Genomic DNA, 16,844 nt, shown 5'->3' on the forward strand with positions numbered 1-16,844 from the left:
GGCCGTGCTGTCCACCCTTTCCTCAGGACCGCCGTGGGTCGCGGTGCCCTGCCGCAGTCGTCGGCGGACCAACTGGTGTGGTGGCGCGCGGTGCTCAACCGCCAGTTCGTGCTGCCGCCTAAGGGACGAGCGTGTGAGGCTTCCCGAGCGGTGGCCGGCAGGCAAGCGAAAGGTTCCGCACCGCGGCGGCTGTCCACCCCGAGTTGCTTCGGGACGAGGAGGTCATGCCGGAGACGCGCCGGATCGTACGGTGAATACAGGGAAACCGGTCGACCGCCGGCCAGGCCTTGCATCCGTGCCACCACAGGTCAGCGCCAGGGGGAGCCTCATACGCCCTGAGCTTCCCAAGTTGAGGACTTGAAGGCACCATGGGCCGGCGGACTGGGGGTGTCGTGGGAAACAAGGAGACGGAACAGGCCGCGATCACACATGTGATGGCCTTGGAGCGAGCCGCAGGCCGCGATCCCAAGGACGTCCGGACCTCGGGCCTCCCGTACGACGTCGAGAGTCCGCCTCGCCTGATCGAGGTGAAGGCCTTCAGTCGCTCGGCCCGCAGCGTGCCGTTGCCGTTGGAGCACCGGCAGGTGTTGGCCGCCAAGGCAAACCCAGAGCACTACTACCTCTACGTGGTCGACAACCTTGCCGACCACGACGGGGCAGAGGTTGGAGTGCGCATCCTCCACGGAGAAGTCCTGCTGGCAATGATCGAGCGAACCCAACCTCAGGTCACCTACTGGCCCACCTTCAAGGCAGCCGAGTACGACCAGGCTGAGCGGCTCCAATGAGCGCTGCGGTACAGCAACGAAGTACAGCAACCAACGCAACCGCAGCAGACCGCCAGAAGCCGTCCATGGCCAACTGACCAGCCCGCTGGACCTCAATGATCACTCAGCCGAGAGTTCGGGGCGAAGCGGTCATCATCCAGTCTCGCCGTCGCTGCCGACCTGGAGTACGCGATGCTTGGGGTATGGCCCCTGAACCCAGTGCTGCTCCGTCGATGACCACTCACGTGAGTGCGGTGACCGACGGAACCACCAGAGTCTTCACGTGGGAAGAAGGCTCACGCATCGAGGTGCGCAACCTGGGCGGAGAGATCGTCATCGAGGCGAACGCAGCCGGGCTGAAAACCCTGGCCGGCCACCTCCTCACGCTCGCCCAGGACAGCACACCGGACGGGGCTCACCTCCACCTGGAGGAGAATCACGGGCTCGAGGAAGGCTCCGTGGGCCTGGTCTTGGAGCGGAGCGACGACGAATGACTCGTGCCAGATCGTGCGGGGAACCACGGGGAACAGCGGGGAAGCAATCAACCGTCTCCCGTCCGTCTACATCCCCCCGTCGCTGGTCAGGTCTGGAGCACGCCCTGGACGCCCTGAGCTTCCCAAGCTGATGGCCTCACACACGGTGCGTAACGATCAGGCATCACCGCGGCAGCAACCTCAGTACCGATGTGATGCTCACGCCATGGTCAGCGAGGACACGTCAGCACACGAGAGCGGCCCGGATGCGGCCCCCCTAAAGGAAGCTGCAGACTTCACGAAGCGCCGCCGTGGGCCACTGACAAGAGGGCTGGCCATCACCGCGATGCTCTTTTTGGCTGTCGGTGTCGGCATCGGCTACGCCATCGCGCATGCCTCTGGCTCCGCGAGCGCCGCGACGTCTGGAAGCACCCCGATCCTCGCCGGGGTCAGCGAGGACACAGTCTGCAAGCTCGTGAACGATGCCATGCAGAAGCAACTCAGCATCAGGGAAGCGTCGCCCATGTCTGAGGAGAACGGTGGAGCTTCCTGTTATCTGATGATGACGGAAGACGGCGCCGCTGAACCAGCTGGCTTTGTAGTCGCCTTCTACCCCACCACAGCGTCTTTGCAGCAGACGGTGGATGGGACAGATGTGATCCCGGAGAAGGCAGAACCGCTGCTGATAGAAGGGCGAGCAGCTGCTCGCCAAGTCCTCTACGGCGATGCGTGGAAGGCCCAACTCACCATCGCCGTAGGTGACGGAGCAACGCTCTACGTCGAGCGGTTCGGTCCAAAAGACTCATTGTCAGAACGAGAGCTCCGACGGTCCGTCGACGACCTTGCCGCGAGCATTCTCAAGGGTCAGAAGACCTGAGTCTGGCGGGCCGCCACGGGGCACCATACGCACGCGCTGGACACGCTTGAGTGTCTAACTGCGTGACAACGCCCACGCACAACGGCGGACAAGCGCGAACACCTACAGACTGCAAGTGCAGGTGAGAGCCACGCCAGCCCAAGGCACAGCCCCATCCCAAGTTACTTCGGGACGACGAGGTCATCGTTCAAGGCCGCCCAACCACGGTTCCCCGGAACGGCTTGCTCTGGCGGACATCGCCAGACAGCGTGACTGAGGCCCGGTGGTGGGTGCCCTGCACGCGTGCCTGAGCGGTTGGCGGACCCGTCAACCCTGTCCTGCGTTCTCCTGGCTAGAGGAACATCGAGCACTCTTCGCAGGTGCCGTCTCCAAGCTCCTCTACACGTCCGCGGACTCTGCGACCCTCGTCGGTCAACCAGTCGTACGTGTAAATGTTTGTCCTGCTCTCAAAAGCCAACTGATCACGCGTTCTGCGCTGCGCTATCGTCATTTCAGACCGTCTGCCAATTATGACCAGTCCGTTGGCCCAGTCGCCGATCTCGACAAGCCCCAGGCCTTCCTTCCCGGCTCCACGCGGCCTCTGAGCATAGTCCGTGTTTGCGCGTAGCCATCGCCGCCATTCGGTGATCTGGTCGAGTCCTTCTCGAAGCTTTTCTGCGGGTCGATTGGCGTTCTTTTCGCTCGCCATGAAGAGTGGAGCTCTGGGGCTCTCCAGCTCGACGAGTGTCCAGTTCAGTTGGTAGCTGTCGAGTCTGGCCACCAGGAAATCGGGTACGTAAGCATCACCCAGTCTCACCTGGGGGCGAATCCATCTGCAGCTTCCTCCCATCTGCTGGATCAGCATCCACGGGTTCTCTTCCAGGAACTTCTGGATCGGTTTCTCATCCTCGGCAGCTGACAGAACCTCTTCGTACTTCGTGAAGGTCTCTGGATCGAAGTGTCCCGCCCACTTGCACACATGAACGAATCCTGTAGCAGTCAGTTGCTCGTGAACTGACAGGGTGTATGCGTCCCAATCATCCATACCGGGATACTGCCTTGTGGGGACGGCTTGGAGGGACCTCTTTGGTGGATCCGGGTGCCCCGCTGCCGAGGGTGGCGATGGAGAAGGGGGAGCCAGGAGGGCGCCGAATCCGCTGCATAGCACGGCTCCGCCGCGGCTAGGTTCCTCGGCTCGCGACCGTGGACTACCCGTGGACTCGTTCCGCCAGATCTGTGTCGCGTAAGGCCATGACCTGCCTCGTTACCCAGGAGCCAAGCGGCCTCCGGAGCCGTTGCAGTGTCGCAACTTGAACCAGCCGTCACAGCTTCTCTGGTCGACGTCACCGGCAGCGTGGCTGAGGCTCGTTGAGGTGCGGCGAGACACACGCGTGCGTGGTCGGTCGGCGCACCCGCCGTCGTGGCTGGCTGTCGTCGGCTGAGGTTCAGGCCGTCGAAGAGGGGCCGCTTTCTCTGTTCCGGTGCCCCGGTCTCAGCGCTAGCCGGCATAACGCAGCGGGGAGGGGAGCCGAGTCATGCTCGGGCTCCCCTCCCCGGTTGAGACGAAGGGTCGTCGGCGGCAGGGCGTTGCTTACGGCCGCTGTTTCAGAAGCGGTGCGGTGTGCTCACCCCCAGGAGGTGACCGCGGCTGGTTGCTGCGCGGAGCACGTCCCGGAGAGCTCCGATCAGTTCACCGGTCAACCGGCGTAGGTCCTCCCGGTCCGTGCCTTGGTCATCGAGGGTGTTCGAAGCGTGCTCCAACAGCATCGCTGCCGTTTCGAGCTGCTCCGCTTCGATGTTGTCCGCCAGGCGAGACATGTAGCCGCCCTTGTCATCCGTGCTCAGGTAGCAGGGCTTGCCCTCCGGGCCCGACCACGGGAGAAGGCGCAGTTCGTTTTGTGTTGTCATCCTGGCGTCTGCCTCTCGTCGGACGTGTGGTGGGTGGTGAAGACTGCGTCGGCTCGGTCCCCTGGGAAGACCAGAAGGGCCGCCTCGACCACTCGGCCGGTGGGGTCGGTCGCGACGCGCGTGATCGCCAGAACTGGCGTGGCGGAGTTGGTTCGCAGGGTCGATGACTCGTCCGGCGTCGGCGGGCGGGCGCAGACCGTTTCCCGGACGGCAGCTGGCGGAGGGCCGAGTACGGCGAATCTCCTGACTGCCTCCGGGCACGAAGGTTCGTCGTCGAGCACTCCGGCCGGCGCCAGGTCGCGCGGGATGTAGATACGTGCCAGTCCGTGCGGTGACTCCCCCTCGTGACTGACGCAGGAGAACTCCGCGAGAGGGCTGCCCGTCGGCACCCTCAGCAAGGTCGTCAGATGTCCGTCGGCCTGGACTGTGGCGGTGCGAACGGTGACGTGTAGGGCCGCTTCGGCGGCGGTCCACGGGTCCAGCGTCCCCCAGCCACCGACGTACATGATCCGGCGGAGAGGGCGGCGGACGAAGTTGCCCTTGCCGTGGATCTTCTCGACGAGGCCCTCGCCCTGGAGCACCGCGAGGGCACTCCGCAGCGTTGCTGTGCTGACCTTGTACTGGTCCGCCAAGCCGGTTTCGGACGGGAGTCGTTCGCCGGGCTTGAGGCGGCCGGTCGTGATCTGGTGCCGGAGATCGTCGGCGATGTCGTGGTGGCGAGGAGACACGGACCGGATCACCGCCGCCTCATCATCCGCACGGCGACGAGCCGGGTCCGCGTGTGTATGGTCAGCAACTCACCCGAGTCGAAGAGGATCTGCTTCGCGCCCTGGGAGAGCTGGAAGAGGTCCTGCACCCGGCAGGCACGGCCTCCGATTTGGATGATGTCGCCGCGCTGCACGGTGGCCGCGGTCACCTCGACGTTGGATGCCAGCGTGCCGCCAGGTACCCGCTCCCTCACCGCTGCACCTCCGAAGGCGTCGTCTGGCCGGACATCGAATGGCACGGGCAGTCGCACGCCTCGTAGACCACCGGGAGGTCGACCGGCTCCGAGGCCGGAGAGGACTCCGCGCAGGCGTGGTGGGTGCCGATCCGGCATGCGGTCGATCGGTAGGGGACGGCCGAGGTGTCCGTGACGCGGGTCTGTCGACGGGGGCGCATCAGCGAACCCCCACCAGGGCCGACCACGCGTCGGCCGGAAGATAGGGGGCGACGACCACCTCGCGCGCCCTCACGCGCTTCTCCCAGGCCAGTACGTACGGGCGGACGAGTGCGATGTCCTCACCCCTGAGCGTTGACCGGTGGTCCACGCCGTCGGAGCCACGCCGGCGGGCGGCCGTCGTCCTGTCCGGAGGCAGGGAGGCGGCGGGAGCGGCCGACGGCCCGGAGGCCGTTAAGGGGCGGCGGTGCCTGCCCCTGGGAAAGTGCCGCTCTCTGGTGAGCGAGACGGCACGGCGGATACGGTTGAGCACGCTGCTCAGCTCCTATCGCTGATGGCCCGGTCCCCCGACATCGCCCGTCGTGGGGACCGCTTTGCGTACGACCGCCCAGAGGGTGCGGCCGTTCATGCTGGTGGCGAGGAGGCCGAAGCGATCGGCTTCCGCCACCACGTCCAGGACCGCCCGCCACGACTCGGCGGAGAGCATTTCCGGCACTTCCGCTTCCACCGACGTGTGCCGGGGGTGTTCCTCCACTCTCGTGAGCAGCCCGAGGGCGGACAGCCGGGCGGCGAGGGCCGCAGCGCTAACTCCCGAAGCGGGCACAGGGCAGCCTCCGTCACCAGCGATCACTTTGAGTAAAGCTAGTTAACTAGATTAGAGCTAGTGGACTAGATTTTCCATATGCCTGAGCAGCCGCCCTATCTCCGCATCGCCGACGAACTCCGGCGACGGATCGCGGAGCACGTGTGGGAGCCGGGAGACCGCCTGCCCTCCCGCGCCCAGATCGGCGAGGAGTACGGCGTGGGCGAGAACGTGGTCCGCCGGGCTCAGGAGTTGCTGATCTCCCAGGGTGTGTTGGAGGGCCGTGCCGGATCGGGCACCTACGTCGCCGAGCCGCGGCAGCGCGTGCGGGTGGTCCGTTCCTCGGCGCGTGAGCAGCCCAACGGGTCGCCTTTCCGCGTGGACATGAAGGCCGTCGGCAGGCAAGGGGACTGGGAGAGCCGGACCGACGCCAAGGTGCCGGCGCCAGCGGAGATCGCGGCACGGCTGGGCATCGGCGAGGGCGAGCTGTGCGTCCGTACGACGTACGAGTTCCTGGCGGACGGCAGGCCCGTGCAGCTGTCGACGAGTTGGGAGCCGTACGACCTCACCGCCGGCACACTCGTCGTCCTCCCCGAGGGAGGGCCGCACGCAGGGGCTGGCGTCGTGAACCGCATGGCCGCGATCGGCATTACCGTCGGCCACGCCGTGGAGCAGCCGGAGCCGCGGCAGGCGACCGCCGAGGAGGCGTCCTTGCTCGGCGTCCAGAAGGCCGCGCTTGTCACGCACATCCGACGGACGTACTACAGCGACGACGGGCGGCCCGTGGAGACGGCGGACATCGTGGTGCCCGCGGCTCACTGCGAGATCGTCTACGAGATCCCGATCAACCGGTAGCGCCGCTTGGAGTTCGCCCTATGGCCGAGAACGCCGCGCCCTGTCCCGAATGCAGCCAGCCCATGAAGTCCGGCGGTCTCTTGCTCTCCAAGCGGGACGAAGACGGTCGGAGGACCTGCCGGTCTCTGTGGCGGTGCCCCGATCGGCACACATGGTGGCGGTGGGCGGACCGGCCGGAGGAACCGCTGGAGGTCTGCCCAGTTCCGGAGCTGTTTCGGTGACATCCAACGTTGACATCAACGAGGCCGGACGGCAGCACACAGCAGCACCCCCACGCGACCGCCGGACCAGCCGACGACGACCCCAGGCGCGGGCGTAGATCGAACTCCTAAAGCGGGTGTCGCAGGTTCGAATCCTGCCGGGGGCACAGAGAAACACCTGGTCAGAGGCCATTCCGTCCATCAGGCGGGAGGGCGTACTCGCAGCACACATGCGGCTGCGGGCCGACGTGCCGATTGATGCCGACGATCACCCGCGGATCAGGCCCAACTCGCCCGCGCGTACTCCGGCCTGGAAACGGGAGCCCGCGTTGAGGGTGACGAGCAGTTCGGCGACCCGGCGGCGGTAGGTGCGCAGCGACATGCCGAGTTCCCGTGCGGCTGTCTCGTCGGTGACGCCGGAGGTCAAGGCGCGCAGGACCCTGCCGGTCTGGGCGTCGATCAGGGGCCGTTGCGGACTGAGGAAGGCAGCGAGGTCGGTCGCGCTCTCCCAAGCGGCTTCGAACAGCGCGTACGCCCCGTCGACCAAGGCCGGCGCGGCGCTCATGGTGTACGTGCGGTGTCCGTGAGCGGCCGGGGCGGACGTCATGGGACTGGTGAGGATCATGGTTCGTCGGTCGATGAAGAAGGTTCCCCGGGACAACGGGGTGGCGGCGATCCTGATCCGCATGCCGTGGGCGGCCATCTCGCGCAGGGCCTCCCGGTCGCGCTCGTCGGCGAGCACGGCGGGACTGTACAGCTTGCGGGCCTGAACCGCCCCGTCACGGCGCATCGTCAGGCGGGCGGCCTCACGCGCGCCGGGCCAGGTGTCGAGGTCGCGGGCGACGTTGACCCATTCCACGTCGTTGGACTCCGTCAAGGGCTTGATCCGCGCCCAGAACTCAAGATCACCGCGAAGCATCACGACCTGTGGCATACGTCCATTGTGCCGGTGGCAGCAACATGCCACGGGCTCGTCGGCCGATGCCGAGCCTTGCAGGCTGGAGCTCATGAGCAATGACTTCCGCTTCGGCGGCGACCTCCCCGTCAACCGGCTCGGCTTCGGCGCCATGCGCCTGCCTTCCAAGGACGGCATGGGCGGTCCCGCCCGCGACCCCGAGGCCGGCCGTGCCGTACTGCGCCGCGCCGTCGAACTCGGGGTCGACCACATCGACACCGCCGACTTCTACTTCAGCGCCGGCGGTGCGGTGCGAGCGAACACCCTGATCCGTGAGGCCCTGCACCCCTACCCGTCCGACCTGGTCATCGCCACCAAGGTGGGCCCAGTCGTCGGCCCCGACGGCCTCTCCCACGGCACCCCGGCCGACATGCGTGGCTTTGTCGAAGCCAACCTCGACGGCCTGGGCGTGGACCGCCTCGACCTGGTCTACCTGCGCATCGGCGCCATGGAACCCCCGCAGGGTGAGTCCCTCGCCGAGCGCTTCGAGGCGCTCGCGGCGCTGCGTGAGGAGGGCCTGATCCGTCACCTCGGCCTCAGCAACGTCGACACCGGTCATCTCGCGGAGGCTCGCGCCATCGCACCTGTCACTGCCGTGCAGAACCACGCCGCCCAGGGCGACGAAGCGGACGTCCTGGCCGCATGCGAGGAGTCCGGCATCGCCTTCGTGCCTTTCTTCCCGGTGGGTGGCGGTCGGGAACTCGACGACGAGCGTCTGGCCAAGGTGGCGGCCCGGCACCGCGCCACCGTCCCCCAGATCGGCCTGGCCCGGCTGCTGGCCTCATCGCCGGTGGCCCTGGCCATCCCGGGCACGGGATCCCTCTCCCACCTGGAGGAGAACATGGCTGCCGCCGCGATCGCCCTCACCGACGAAGACCTCGCCGACCTCTCCTGACATCGCACACGAAAGAAGCCCCCTGTCATGAAGCTGCTGATCCTCGGTGCGACCGGTCCCACCGGTCGTCATGTCCTCGACCTGGCCGTGCGATCCGGCGACTCGGTCACGGCCTTCGTCCGCAATCCGGCGGCCCTGGGTGACCTGGCCGAGCAGGTCACCACGGTCACCGGCGACGCCACCTCGCACCGCGACCTCGCCGCCGCGGCGGCCGGGCACGACGCGATCGTCTCCGCGCTCGGCAGGGGCAATTCGGTGCGCGCCGACGGCTTGTTCACGCGCGCCTCTGCGGCCGTGATCGGCGCGGCCGGAGAAGCGGGTGTCTCCCGTCTGGTGTGGCTGTCCTCGTTCGGTGTCGGCCACACCTTCGGCTGGTCGAGCAGCGCGCAGAAGCTGATCTACGGCACGCTGCTGCGGTCGATCTACGCCGACAAGGCGATCGCGGATGAGAGCATCCGCTCCAGCGGGCTGGACTGGACCGTGGTGTACCCGACCAGGCTGACCCACGGCCCCGCCAAGGGCACCTACCGGGCGGACGACCGGCTGCCGATGAAGGGCAACCCGACAATCAGCCGTGCGGACGTGGCCGCCTTCATGCACACGGCGGCACAGGGCAGCGAGTGGATCCACCGCACCGCCGTGATCTCCGACTGAGCGCCCACACCGCCCCCTATGACAGTCGTTATAGACGGGTGTAATATGCCGACCTCTATAACGACTGTCATAGGAGGATGTTGTGACGATCATTACCGTGAACGCCCCGAGGGGCCGCCTGAGCCTGGAGCAGCGCCGCGAGCTGGCCGAGACGCTGACGGACGCGGTACTGGTACCCGAGGTGGGACAGCCGGCTCCGGCCGCCCGCGTCGGGTTCCAGGTGCACTTCGTCGAGCGCGAGCGGGACATGATGGCGATCGGCGGACGGCTGCTTTCGGACGCCGACCAGGAACTCGACGTGATGGTGATCGACATCGCGGTCATGGACGCCGCCTGGCAGCCGGACGTACGAGGCCAGGTCATCGAACGCGTCCTTGCCGCACTGGCGGCGGCCTGCGGACTGCAGAAGCCGTCACCGACGTGGTGGGTCAACTTCCGCGTGATCGACGAGGGCAGCTGGGGCTCGTCCGGGGGCGTACTGTCCGTCCTCCCGCTCCTCGACAGCGGGGTGTTCACGGAGGAGAGGGTCAAGGCCGTCCGCGCCGCGCTGGGCGTCTGAAGCCCGAGGCGTCGAGCGCGGGCCGACTCAGCCCTTGATCGTGGCGAGGATCAGCGCCTGCAGTTGCTCCGCAGTGCGGTCGAGGGGCTCGATGCTGCGCTTGGCGCGGCACATGGCCACGGTCCCCTCTACGGCCGCGACGACGAGGGTGGCGAGCTGGACCGCCTCCTCGCGCTCGGCGCCATGCTCGCGCAGCGAGGCGGACAGCAGGCTCTCCCATGCGGTGAAGACGTCTGCGGCGGCTACCACGGCGGGGGGCGTCTCGTCAGTGGGCGGCTCCTCGATGGAGACGGCGAGAACCGGGCAGCCCGCCCTGAAGTCACTGTCGACGACGATCTTGCGCCACAGGGCGAGGAACGCCCGCAACCCGGCGACCGGCCCCGCCTCCAGCTCCTTCCGCAGACGGCGCGCGACCCACTCGCCCGTATAGCGGACGGCCTCGGTGGCCAACTGCTGCTTGCCTTCAGGGAAGTAGTGGTACGTCGAGCCGAGCGGCGCCCTGGCGTGCTTGGCCATCTCGCGGATGCTCGTCGCGTTCAGACCACGCCGGCTGATCATGTCGGCCGCACCGGCCACAATCCGCTCGCGCGCCGCCGGGCTGGGCTTGGTCACGTACACGATCCCTTCTGACCCCACTGGCTATAACGGCCGTCATAGTCTAGCGTGACCGTCGCTTATAACGACCGTCATAGAACTGCGTCGTCGAGCGAAGAGTCGAACGAAACGAAGAGAGGTATGCCCATGCCGATGATCCGGCTCACGGCCCCGGCCGGCGCCCTGACCGAACAAGGCCGCCAGAGCATCCAGCGCGACCTCGCCGCCGTACTGCTGCGCTGGGAGGGCGCACCCGACACGGCGTTCTTCCGCGCCCAGGCGTGGAGCTACCTCACCGAACTGCCGGAAGGTGCCCAGATCACCGCCGAGGACGACGCGCCGCGCTTCCTGGTAGAGGTCACCGTCCCGCAAGGAGCCCTGTCCGAGCGCCGCAAGGCGGGCCTGGTCGAGGAGGCGACCAAGAACGTCCTGGCCGCGGCCGGCCTCGGCCCGGACGACGCCCTGCGGGTGTGGGTGCTGGTGCACGAGCAGCCCGACGGCACGTGGGGCGCGGGCGGCTCCGTCATTCGCTACGACGACCTGGTGGCATTGGCGAAGGGACAGCGCACCGATGCGTGAACTGACCTATGTCGCCAAGCGCACCGTCGAGTGGCGCGAGGCACCCGACCCGAAACTCCAGTCCGACGGGGAGGCGATCGTCGCACCGGTGGCCGCCACCTCCTGCGACGTGGACTCCTCCATCCTGGCCGGGCACGGTTTCATCGAGCCGCCCTTTGCCCTCGGTCACGAGTGTGTCGCCCGGGTCGTCGAAAGCGGCGACGCCGTCACCGCCGTAGCCCCTGGTGACCTGGTCGTCGTCCCCTGGTCCGTCAACTGCGGTACCTGCGAGCGCTGCCGGGCCGGGCTGACCGCGCACTGCACCGCCGTCCCCTACATGGCGATGTACGGCGCACCGATCGGCGGCAGTTGGGGCGGGCTCTTCTCCGACCTGGTCCGCGTGCCCTACGCCGACGCCATGCTGGTCCCGCTACCGGCCGGGCTGGACCCGGTCGCCATGGCGTCCGCCAGCGACAACTGGTCCCTGGCCTGGCGCCTGGTCGCCCCTCACCTCGAGGCCCGCCCCGGAGCACGCGTCCTGGTCGTCGCCCGCGGCAGCATCGGCCTCTACGTGTGCGACATCGCCCGCGCGCTCGGCGCCTCCGAGGTGCTCTACGTCGACCCCGACCCCGAACACCGCACCCTGGCTCGCGCGTTCGGAGCCGCCACCGCCGAAGCCCTGGAACCGATCCCCCAGGGCTACGACATCGCCGTCGAGGCCACCGGCCGCGTCGACCAGCTCGGCCTGGCCGTCAAGTCCCTGAGTCCGGAGGGGATCTGCGAGTCGGCGGGCAACCATTTCCGCCCCGGCGAGCTGCCCCTGCTCGACATGTACCTCACCGGCGTCACCCTGCGCATCGCCCGCGACAACGTCCGCGCCCACATCCCCGACGCCCTCGAACTCGCCGCCTCCGGCAAGGTCGCCCCCGAGAAGGTCGTCTCCCACGTCATCGACTGGGAGGACCTGCCGACCGCACTGCCGGAGAAGCACCTGAAGCCGGTCTTCGTCCGGGCCGATGACTGACCCCACCCGGCACTCACTCCACCAGCCCACCCCACCGAGAAGCCCGATGCACAGTTCCCTCACCGACCCGCCACCCATTGGCACTGCCACACAACCCACGCGAACGACAGCCGAGGAACTGGAACACCAAAGGGCGGCCATAACCCGCCTCGGCCACGAACTGCGCGCTCTGGTGGAAGCCACCGTCCGCACCGCCGCCTCCCCGGACACCCTCCACCGCGTGGCGGACGGCGTCCGTGCCATCACCAGCCAGCTGACGGGCCGACGGCGGTCGCGGGCGGAGATCCCCGAGGTGGACGAGTTCCCCACAGAGACACGTATCTACAGCCCTGTGACCGGGGCCGGGAGCCCGCTGGCCCCGCCCGTACAGGTGAAGCCCACCGCCGACGGCCTGGTGGGTCACTGCACGCTCGGCATCGCCCACGAAGGGCCGCCCGGCTACGGCCACGGCGGCATGAGCGCCATGCTCCTGGACGAACTCATGGGCCGCGCCTGCGCAGCAGCCGGAACGCCCGGCCTGACCGTCTCCCTCCAGATGCGCTACCACCGCCCGGTCCCACTGGAGACACCTCTGCGGATCCTCGCCCGCGTCACCAGCACGGACGACCGCAAGATCTTCGTGAGCGGGTCGATCACCATCCAGACAGACCCTGACGCGATCCTCGTCACGGCCGACGGGGTCTTCATTGCTCCCGACCCCCACCGCACTCGCACCCTGTTCCCGGGGCTGCAAGCAGAACCGTGACCGGTCGAGAACAGAGGGCGCATCCCCCGACCACGTTTCGGCTCGCCCTTCGAGGCAAGAGGCCATCCCGCAGAAGCACTTGCATGAGCAGCGGATCCCCCGTCAAAAGCTGCTGGCAGAACGGATCCAACACACATGGGGCCGGGAAACCGCATGAACACGCGAGAACTACGGAGGGGTGTTTTCCCAGGTCAGGCCCCTCGAAGTGGACGTTTCCGCAGGTCACAAGCTCGCTCACGGAAAACTCCTGAAGCGGGTGTCGCAGGTTCGAATCCTGCCGGGGGCACAGAGAGACACCTGGTCAAAGGCCCTTCCGTCCAGCGGGCGGGAGGGCTCCTGCGGGACAGCGCAGATACAGCACCGGCCCCGCGGCCACCTACAGTGGCTGCTCCCACGGATTGATCACCAGAACCCCGGTTCGGGCCATGTGCTTGATGTTGCGTGTGGCCACCGTCCCGCCGTTGGCCAGGGCGGTGGCGGCGATCGGGGCGTCCGGTGGGTCGATGCTGGTACCGACGGCCTTGAGCGTCTTGTGGATGGTGAGGTAGGCGGCCGCTTCCGGTTCGCCGGTCGGTGCGGTGCGGTCACGGAATTCGTGCCGTACCGCAGCGGGGGCTTGTGCTTGACGGGCTCGCCTTGCGGGGTCCGGGGCGGCGGCAACGCCGGCCTCGATCTCGGCCACAGTGATCACGCTCAGGAAGCGGTTGGGGCCGGGCCGTGGCCCGGAACCAGGCCAGGACGCGCGGGTCGGGCTTCGCCCGGGTCGTGAGCTCGGCGACGACATTGGTGTCGAACAGGTAGATCACTCGGCGTCCGTCTGCGCATCGTAGGAGCGCGCGCCGAACTCCAGACCCTCGGAGGGGCGGGAGAGCAGGCACCGAACATCACCAGCCGACGCTGCCGGGGGCCGCGCTCCTCGGTAGGAAGGTCCACCATGCCTCGCCGGGAATACCGCTCCCTGCGACGGGCACCTCCTCGCCGACCGCCTCAGTCGAACCATTCCGGCTCGCCGGCGTCGATCAACTCCCCCAGCAGGCGGTGGTCCTGGAGCGCCTGCACCAGCAGCGGTGCCAGGGCCCGCAGGGCGTCCGCGTCCTCGCCGTACGCGACGAACATGCCCGCCTCCGGGTCGAGGCCGAAGCGGCCGGTCAGTTCGGGGGCGCGTGAGCGCACAGCGGATCGTGCCACGCCGGCCCAGCCGTACCCGCAGCCGTCGTACCCGCGGTCCGTGAAGATCTTCTCGGAGTCCAGCATGTGCTGGTCGGTGAGCATGAGGCAGAAACTGCCGGGCTGGTGGTCGTACTCGAAGAAGACCAGGGGGGCGAAAGCGTCGCGATCAGTCATGTGGCGACCGTAACGGCCGCCACTGACAATCGGACGCGCCCGCCTCCTCCCCCGCCGGCAGGCGGGAGGCGACGTGTCGGGTACAGATACCGGGCCCGGGGACCACATCGAGGGTACGCAGCCGGTGCGGCTGGGGCTGTCCGTGGCCCAGGACGAGGAACTCGAGGGAGCCCAGGTGCTGCGGCTCGTCATGCGGCGAGCGGCCGCCTTCCTCGGGGGTGCCGGAGGTCTCGTCCCGTGTTCGACCCCGTCGCCCGGACCCTGACGTACTCACCGGCCGGGCATCCCCCGCCGCTCGTGTTCCATCCCGACGACACGCTCCGCTCCCCCGAGGTGGACGGCGACCCGCCGCTGGGCGCCGCGAATCCGCCTTTCAGCACCCACCGACTGAGTCTGCCGGAGGAGAGCCTGGTGGTGCTCTGGACCGATGGTCTGGTGGAGTCCGCCGCCAGGGACATGGATCAAGGCCTTTCCGAGCTCAAGCAGACTCTGAGCGAGGCCACGACGGGGATGGGGTACTTGGCCGCGGCGCGCGAGGAGGGCGGGCAGGAGCGTCTGGAGTGCCTGTGCGACAAGATCGTCCCCGCACTCCTTCCCCCGTCAGGAACGCACGAAGGACGACGCGACCCTGCTCATGGCCCACGCCCGGTGCACCGTCGCCCATGACATCGCCACATGCAGCCTTGCCGACGATGCCCTGGTGACGAGTGCACCGCGCCGTGTCCTCACTTGTCGTGGGCTCGCTGGTCGGATGCCGGCCGACGGGAAGAGGGCGGGAGCGAGATCAGCGTGCCGGAGGGATGGCGGACAGTACGCTGAATCCAACGGGATCGGGCCCGCAGCACAGTGTCCGGGAGGTGCTTCATGGCGGCCGAGATGGTTGCCCCGGCGTGGATGCATGAGCAGATCACGGCGGAGGAGTACGAGTCCTGGTCCGAGGAGCAGTGCGCCGGCATCGAGATCGTGGACGGGATGGTCGTCGTGAGTCCGAGTGCCTCCAAGCGGCACAACCGTCTGGCCCGGATTCTGGCGAACGCCCTGGATGCCGCCGCGGGCCCGGAGTGGAACGCCGACACGGACTCCGACGTCCGGCTTCAAGACGTCCCGCTCACCAATCGCCGCCCGGACGTCGTGGTGTACCGCGGTTACACCATCGACATCACCCCCACCCGCCCTGAGCACGTGCTACTGGTCGCGGAGGTGGTGTCGCCAGGATCGGAGACCACCGACCGGATCGTGAAGGTCGACCAGTACGCCAAGGCAGGCATCGGCTTCTACTGGCGGATCGAGCAAGCCGCGACAGGCGTTCCTCTCGTGTACACCTACGTTCTCGACCCTGCGACGAAGGCCTACCGGGACGGAGACGTGTTCACCGGGGTCCTCAAGGCAGCGGCCCCCTTCCCGGTGGAGATCGACCTCGGCCAGATCTGACCCTGCCCGTGCACATCGCTCTGGTGCGCACGGGGCGGTGTGGTCCGTCGCCGGATCGGGTGTTGCTGGGCGCGTCGTCCGATCGCGATGCTCGCTGCATCGTGCCGGGTGGTCCTACGGGTGGGGCCGGCCATCGGCTTTTGCCGGTGCTGGGCGCCCCACTTGCTGGTGTAGGCCGGGTCCACGGCGATGATCGCGATGCCTGTGGCGTCGGCCATGGAGGTCAGCCGGGCGCGGAGCCTGCCGGTCGGCATGCCGGAGATGAGTTGCCGGAATCGGCGCTTGCGCCCGTGCTTCTCTCTGGTCTTCTCGGTCTGGAAGTCGAGGTCTTCGACTACCCGACTTCGCGGACCAGCAGGTGGAGACCCCCGGAAGCCGACCGCGCGCTCAAGACCATAGGCGCAGGCACTGACAACGGACCTGTCGGCGATCGGCCCTTGGGCGGGCGCTGCTGTCAGGCCCGGACGGGGACGGGGCTTTCGGGAGCCGGTCAGCGGGCCGGGCCCCGGGTGGAGCGCCAGATGGAGCGGGCCGCCAGGTAGAGCAGATCGACGATGAGGAGCAGTACGCCGATGGAAATCAGGTAGGGCATGCCGTCGACGGCCGCGCCGATGGCCACCAGAGCGATTCCGGCGATGAGCAGGATCAGGAAGAGGACCATGAGGCTCAGCCCCAAGGGGACCTGGCTAGGTGGCGCGTTGGGCGCGGTGGCGGGCTTCCCGGAGTCGGACCTTCGAGGGGAGGCGGTCCAGGCCGGCCGAGTCTCGTGCGTGTGCGAGTGTCTCGCGGCTCAGTTGCCCCAGGGTCCGCGCCGGATCAGCGTGAGGCTCCAGCAGCAGCCGTACGCGTGCGGTCGGAGCAGTTCGTCGGCCGGTCAGCCGGACATGAGCCCGTGAGACCCCGTCCAGGGCTTGTGCCTCTTCCTCGATGACCCTCTCCAGCGTGCGGCCGCCCAGCCGGGCCGGCACGCCGTCTTCGCTGTCGACGAGGACACGGTCCAGGCGGTGTCTGCGTTGCGCGAGGAGCCACCACAGCAGCAGGGCCAGCAGCACGGCGAGCACCGCGATCACGGTCGGCCACCACCAGTCCTCTTCCCGCCACCGGGTGCGTCCCTCGGCGCCCAGCACCACATCGTCCGGCCCACGGAAGGGCCACCAGCCCGGCACGTCGAAATCCCAGTGGCGCTGCAGGTCAAGTGCGCCCAGCAGTGCGCCGCCGCCCAGGGCGAACAGTCCGAGGCCGAGCAGTCCGAGCAGCACCCGGTTCGCCGTCTTGAGCATCGGATCA

The 16,844-nt window shown here is 68.1% G+C and carries 24 protein-coding genes, 1 tRNA gene and 1 pseudogene; 13 read left to right on the forward strand and 13 right to left on the reverse strand.

All coding sequences use genetic code 11. From position 1 onward, the window contains the following. Positions 1 to 392 precede the first annotated feature (392 nt). The 3 genes from QA802_RS18260 (at position 393) to QA802_RS18270 (ending at position 2,114) form a co-directional block, all read left to right on the forward strand. Positions 393 to 785, forward strand: coding sequence for a protein NO VEIN domain-containing protein (locus tag QA802_RS18260; RefSeq protein ID WP_334523773.1), 393 nt, complete (start codon positions 393 to 395; stop codon positions 783 to 785). A 212-nt stretch (positions 786 to 997) separates the two neighbouring features. Beyond that, a complete protein-coding gene (locus QA802_RS18265) occupies positions 998 to 1,258 on the forward strand; it encodes an Imm32 family immunity protein (protein WP_334523774.1) in 261 nt (86 codons plus the stop codon). Positions 1,259 to 1,463: 205 nt separating this feature from the next. After that, a complete protein-coding gene (locus tag QA802_RS18270) occupies positions 1,464 to 2,114 on the forward strand; it encodes a hypothetical protein (protein ID WP_334523776.1) in 651 nt (216 codons plus the stop codon). 331 nt (positions 2,115 to 2,445) lie between these two features. Here QA802_RS18270 and QA802_RS18275 read toward each other — a convergent pair whose 3' ends face one another. From QA802_RS18275 to QA802_RS18300, 6 genes are all read right to left on the reverse strand, one after another. Continuing rightward, positions 2,446 to 3,138, reverse strand: coding sequence for a Shedu anti-phage system protein SduA domain-containing protein (locus QA802_RS18275; RefSeq protein WP_329338727.1), 693 nt, complete (start codon positions 3,136 to 3,138; stop codon positions 2,446 to 2,448). A 560-nt stretch (positions 3,139 to 3,698) separates the two neighbouring features. Beyond that, positions 3,699 to 4,001: a hypothetical protein gene (locus QA802_RS18280; RefSeq protein ID WP_334523785.1), complete on the reverse strand. Its 303-nt coding sequence runs from the start codon at positions 3,999 to 4,001 to the stop codon at positions 3,699 to 3,701. Further along, positions 3,998 to 4,741, reverse strand: coding sequence for a GntR family transcriptional regulator (locus QA802_RS18285; protein WP_334523788.1), 744 nt, complete (start codon positions 4,739 to 4,741; stop codon positions 3,998 to 4,000). The genes QA802_RS18280 and QA802_RS18285 overlap by 4 nt, the downstream gene beginning before the upstream one ends. Continuing rightward, positions 4,738 to 4,962, reverse strand: coding sequence for a hypothetical protein (locus QA802_RS18290; protein ID WP_334523791.1), 225 nt, complete (start codon positions 4,960 to 4,962; stop codon positions 4,738 to 4,740). The genes QA802_RS18285 and QA802_RS18290 overlap by 4 nt, the downstream gene beginning before the upstream one ends. Positions 4,963 to 5,161: 199 nt before the next feature. Next, a complete protein-coding gene (locus QA802_RS18295; RefSeq protein ID WP_334523794.1) occupies positions 5,162 to 5,473 on the reverse strand; it encodes a hypothetical protein in 312 nt (103 codons plus the stop codon). Between the two features lie 12 nt (positions 5,474 to 5,485). Further along, positions 5,486 to 5,764 (reverse strand): hypothetical protein, encoded by a 279-nt coding sequence (locus QA802_RS18300; RefSeq protein ID WP_334523797.1) that lies wholly within the window; start codon positions 5,762 to 5,764, stop codon positions 5,486 to 5,488. A gap of 78 nt (positions 5,765 to 5,842) precedes the next feature. On the opposite strand from QA802_RS18300, the gene QA802_RS18305 reads away from it, so the two are divergent. Then, positions 5,843 to 6,598, forward strand: a complete 756-nt coding sequence (locus QA802_RS18305) for a GntR family transcriptional regulator (RefSeq protein WP_334523800.1) — start codon at positions 5,843 to 5,845, stop codon at positions 6,596 to 6,598. Positions 6,599 to 7,066: 468 nt separating this feature from the next. Here QA802_RS18305 and QA802_RS18310 read toward each other — a convergent pair whose 3' ends face one another. After that, a complete protein-coding gene (locus QA802_RS18310) occupies positions 7,067 to 7,732 on the reverse strand; it encodes a helix-turn-helix transcriptional regulator (RefSeq protein ID WP_334523803.1) in 666 nt (221 codons plus the stop codon). A 73-nt stretch (positions 7,733 to 7,805) separates the two neighbouring features. Here QA802_RS18310 and QA802_RS18315 point away from each other — a divergent pair, with 73 nt between their 5' ends. The 3 genes from QA802_RS18315 to QA802_RS18325 all read left to right on the forward strand — a co-directional run bounded on the left by QA802_RS18315 (position 7,806) and on the right by QA802_RS18325 (position 9,861). Further along, positions 7,806 to 8,648, forward strand: a complete 843-nt coding sequence (locus QA802_RS18315; protein WP_334523806.1) for an aldo/keto reductase — start codon at positions 7,806 to 7,808, stop codon at positions 8,646 to 8,648. A gap of 27 nt (positions 8,649 to 8,675) precedes the next feature. Next, complete coding sequence (locus QA802_RS18320) at positions 8,676 to 9,302, forward strand: NAD(P)-dependent oxidoreductase (protein WP_334523809.1); 627 nt, start codon at positions 8,676 to 8,678, stop codon at positions 9,300 to 9,302. An 82-nt stretch (positions 9,303 to 9,384) separates the two neighbouring features. After that, the gene (locus QA802_RS18325) at positions 9,385 to 9,861 is read left to right on the forward strand and encodes a tautomerase family protein (protein ID WP_334523812.1); all 477 of its coding nucleotides are present in this window, start codon (positions 9,385 to 9,387) and stop codon (positions 9,859 to 9,861) included. A 27-nt stretch (positions 9,862 to 9,888) separates the two neighbouring features. Here QA802_RS18325 and QA802_RS18330 read toward each other — a convergent pair whose 3' ends face one another. After that, a complete protein-coding gene (locus tag QA802_RS18330; protein WP_334523819.1) occupies positions 9,889 to 10,473 on the reverse strand; it encodes a TetR/AcrR family transcriptional regulator in 585 nt (194 codons plus the stop codon). A gap of 129 nt (positions 10,474 to 10,602) precedes the next feature. Between QA802_RS18330 and QA802_RS18335 the strand changes: the two genes are divergently transcribed. From QA802_RS18335 to QA802_RS18350, 4 genes are all read left to right on the forward strand, one after another. Next, positions 10,603 to 11,034 (forward strand): tautomerase family protein, encoded by a 432-nt coding sequence (locus QA802_RS18335; RefSeq protein WP_334523822.1) that lies wholly within the window; start codon positions 10,603 to 10,605, stop codon positions 11,032 to 11,034. Further along, the gene (locus QA802_RS18340) at positions 11,027 to 12,037 is read left to right on the forward strand and encodes a zinc-dependent alcohol dehydrogenase (protein WP_334523825.1); all 1,011 of its coding nucleotides are present in this window, start codon (positions 11,027 to 11,029) and stop codon (positions 12,035 to 12,037) included. Before QA802_RS18335 ends, QA802_RS18340 begins: the two co-directional genes overlap by 8 nt. 46 nt (positions 12,038 to 12,083) lie before the next feature. Further along, a complete protein-coding gene (locus tag QA802_RS18345; RefSeq protein ID WP_334523828.1) occupies positions 12,084 to 12,782 on the forward strand; it encodes a PaaI family thioesterase in 699 nt (232 codons plus the stop codon). 195 nt (positions 12,783 to 12,977) lie between these two features. Next, positions 12,978 to 13,068: transfer RNA gene (locus QA802_RS18350), tRNA-OTHER, on the forward strand. 90 nt (positions 13,069 to 13,158) lie between these two features. On the opposite strand, the gene QA802_RS18355 is transcribed toward QA802_RS18350, so the two are convergent. Both QA802_RS18355 and QA802_RS18360 read right to left on the reverse strand, forming a co-directional pair. After that, the gene (locus tag QA802_RS18355) at positions 13,159 to 13,473 is read right to left on the reverse strand and encodes a PIN domain-containing protein (protein WP_334523831.1); all 315 of its coding nucleotides are present in this window, start codon (positions 13,471 to 13,473) and stop codon (positions 13,159 to 13,161) included. A 296-nt stretch (positions 13,474 to 13,769) separates the two neighbouring features. Then, on the reverse strand, positions 13,770 to 14,126 hold the full coding sequence (locus tag QA802_RS18360) for an immunity 51 family protein (protein WP_334523834.1): 357 nt from the start codon (positions 14,124 to 14,126) through the stop codon (positions 13,770 to 13,772). A 237-nt stretch (positions 14,127 to 14,363) separates the two neighbouring features. Here QA802_RS18360 and QA802_RS18365 point away from each other — a divergent pair, with 237 nt between their 5' ends. Together QA802_RS18365 and QA802_RS18370 are read left to right on the forward strand one after the other, a co-directional pair. Next, positions 14,364 to 14,792, forward strand: a complete 429-nt coding sequence (locus tag QA802_RS18365) for a PP2C family protein-serine/threonine phosphatase (protein WP_334523837.1) — start codon at positions 14,364 to 14,366, stop codon at positions 14,790 to 14,792. Between the two features lie 198 nt (positions 14,793 to 14,990). Further along, the gene (locus QA802_RS18370) at positions 14,991 to 15,557 is read left to right on the forward strand and encodes a Uma2 family endonuclease (RefSeq protein ID WP_334523840.1); all 567 of its coding nucleotides are present in this window, start codon (positions 14,991 to 14,993) and stop codon (positions 15,555 to 15,557) included. On the opposite strand, the pseudogene QA802_RS18375 reads toward QA802_RS18370, so the two are convergent. The 3 genes and pseudogenes from QA802_RS18375 to amaP all read right to left on the reverse strand — a co-directional run. Next, a pseudogene (locus tag QA802_RS18375) lies at positions 15,521 to 15,910 on the reverse strand (transposase family protein); the annotation flags it as partial. The gene QA802_RS18370 and the pseudogene QA802_RS18375 sit on opposite strands and share 37 nt — an antisense overlap. A gap of 137 nt (positions 15,911 to 16,047) precedes the next feature. Next, positions 16,048 to 16,233, reverse strand: a complete 186-nt coding sequence (locus QA802_RS18380) for a hypothetical protein (RefSeq protein WP_334523843.1) — start codon at positions 16,231 to 16,233, stop codon at positions 16,048 to 16,050. A gap of 10 nt (positions 16,234 to 16,243) precedes the next feature. Then, complete coding sequence (gene amaP / locus QA802_RS18385; RefSeq protein WP_334523846.1) at positions 16,244 to 16,837, reverse strand: alkaline shock response membrane anchor protein AmaP; 594 nt, start codon at positions 16,835 to 16,837, stop codon at positions 16,244 to 16,246. Positions 16,838 to 16,844: the final 7 nt, after the last annotated feature.

The organism is Streptomyces sp. B21-105, from assembly GCF_036898465.1.
Classification (GTDB): domain Bacteria; phylum Actinomycetota; class Actinomycetes; order Streptomycetales; family Streptomycetaceae; genus Streptomyces.

What these genes read in the sequence shown, in the direction of transcription:
- QA802_RS18335 (WP_334523822.1), top strand. Translation starts at nt 10,603, where the DNA reads ATGCCGATGATCCGGCTCACGGCCCCGGCCGGCGCCCTGACCGAACAA.
- amaP (WP_334523846.1), bottom strand. Translation starts at nt 16,837, where the DNA reads ATGCTCAAGACGGCGAACCGGGTGCTGCTCGGACTGCTCGGCCTCGGA.
- QA802_RS18315 (WP_334523806.1), top strand. Translation starts at nt 7,806, where the DNA reads ATGAGCAATGACTTCCGCTTCGGCGGCGACCTCCCCGTCAACCGGCTC.
- QA802_RS18270 (WP_334523776.1), top strand. Translation starts at nt 1,464, where the DNA reads ATGGTCAGCGAGGACACGTCAGCACACGAGAGCGGCCCGGATGCGGCC.
- QA802_RS18320 (WP_334523809.1), top strand. Translation starts at nt 8,676, where the DNA reads ATGAAGCTGCTGATCCTCGGTGCGACCGGTCCCACCGGTCGTCATGTC.
- QA802_RS18360 (WP_334523834.1), bottom strand. Translation starts at nt 14,126, where the DNA reads ATGACTGATCGCGACGCTTTCGCCCCCCTGGTCTTCTTCGAGTACGAC.
- QA802_RS18340 (WP_334523825.1), top strand. Translation starts at nt 11,027, where the DNA reads ATGCGTGAACTGACCTATGTCGCCAAGCGCACCGTCGAGTGGCGCGAG.
- QA802_RS18370 (WP_334523840.1), top strand. Translation starts at nt 14,991, where the DNA reads ATGGCGGCCGAGATGGTTGCCCCGGCGTGGATGCATGAGCAGATCACG.
- QA802_RS18305 (WP_334523800.1), top strand. Translation starts at nt 5,843, where the DNA reads ATGCCTGAGCAGCCGCCCTATCTCCGCATCGCCGACGAACTCCGGCGA.
- QA802_RS18275 (WP_329338727.1), bottom strand. Translation starts at nt 3,138, where the DNA reads ATGGATGATTGGGACGCATACACCCTGTCAGTTCACGAGCAACTGACT.
- QA802_RS18310 (WP_334523803.1), bottom strand. Translation starts at nt 7,732, where the DNA reads ATGCCACAGGTCGTGATGCTTCGCGGTGATCTTGAGTTCTGGGCGCGG.
- QA802_RS18265 (WP_334523774.1), top strand. Translation starts at nt 998, where the DNA reads ATGACCACTCACGTGAGTGCGGTGACCGACGGAACCACCAGAGTCTTC.
- QA802_RS18280 (WP_334523785.1), bottom strand. Translation starts at nt 4,001, where the DNA reads ATGACAACACAAAACGAACTGCGCCTTCTCCCGTGGTCGGGCCCGGAG.
- QA802_RS18345 (WP_334523828.1), top strand. Translation starts at nt 12,084, where the DNA reads ATGCACAGTTCCCTCACCGACCCGCCACCCATTGGCACTGCCACACAA.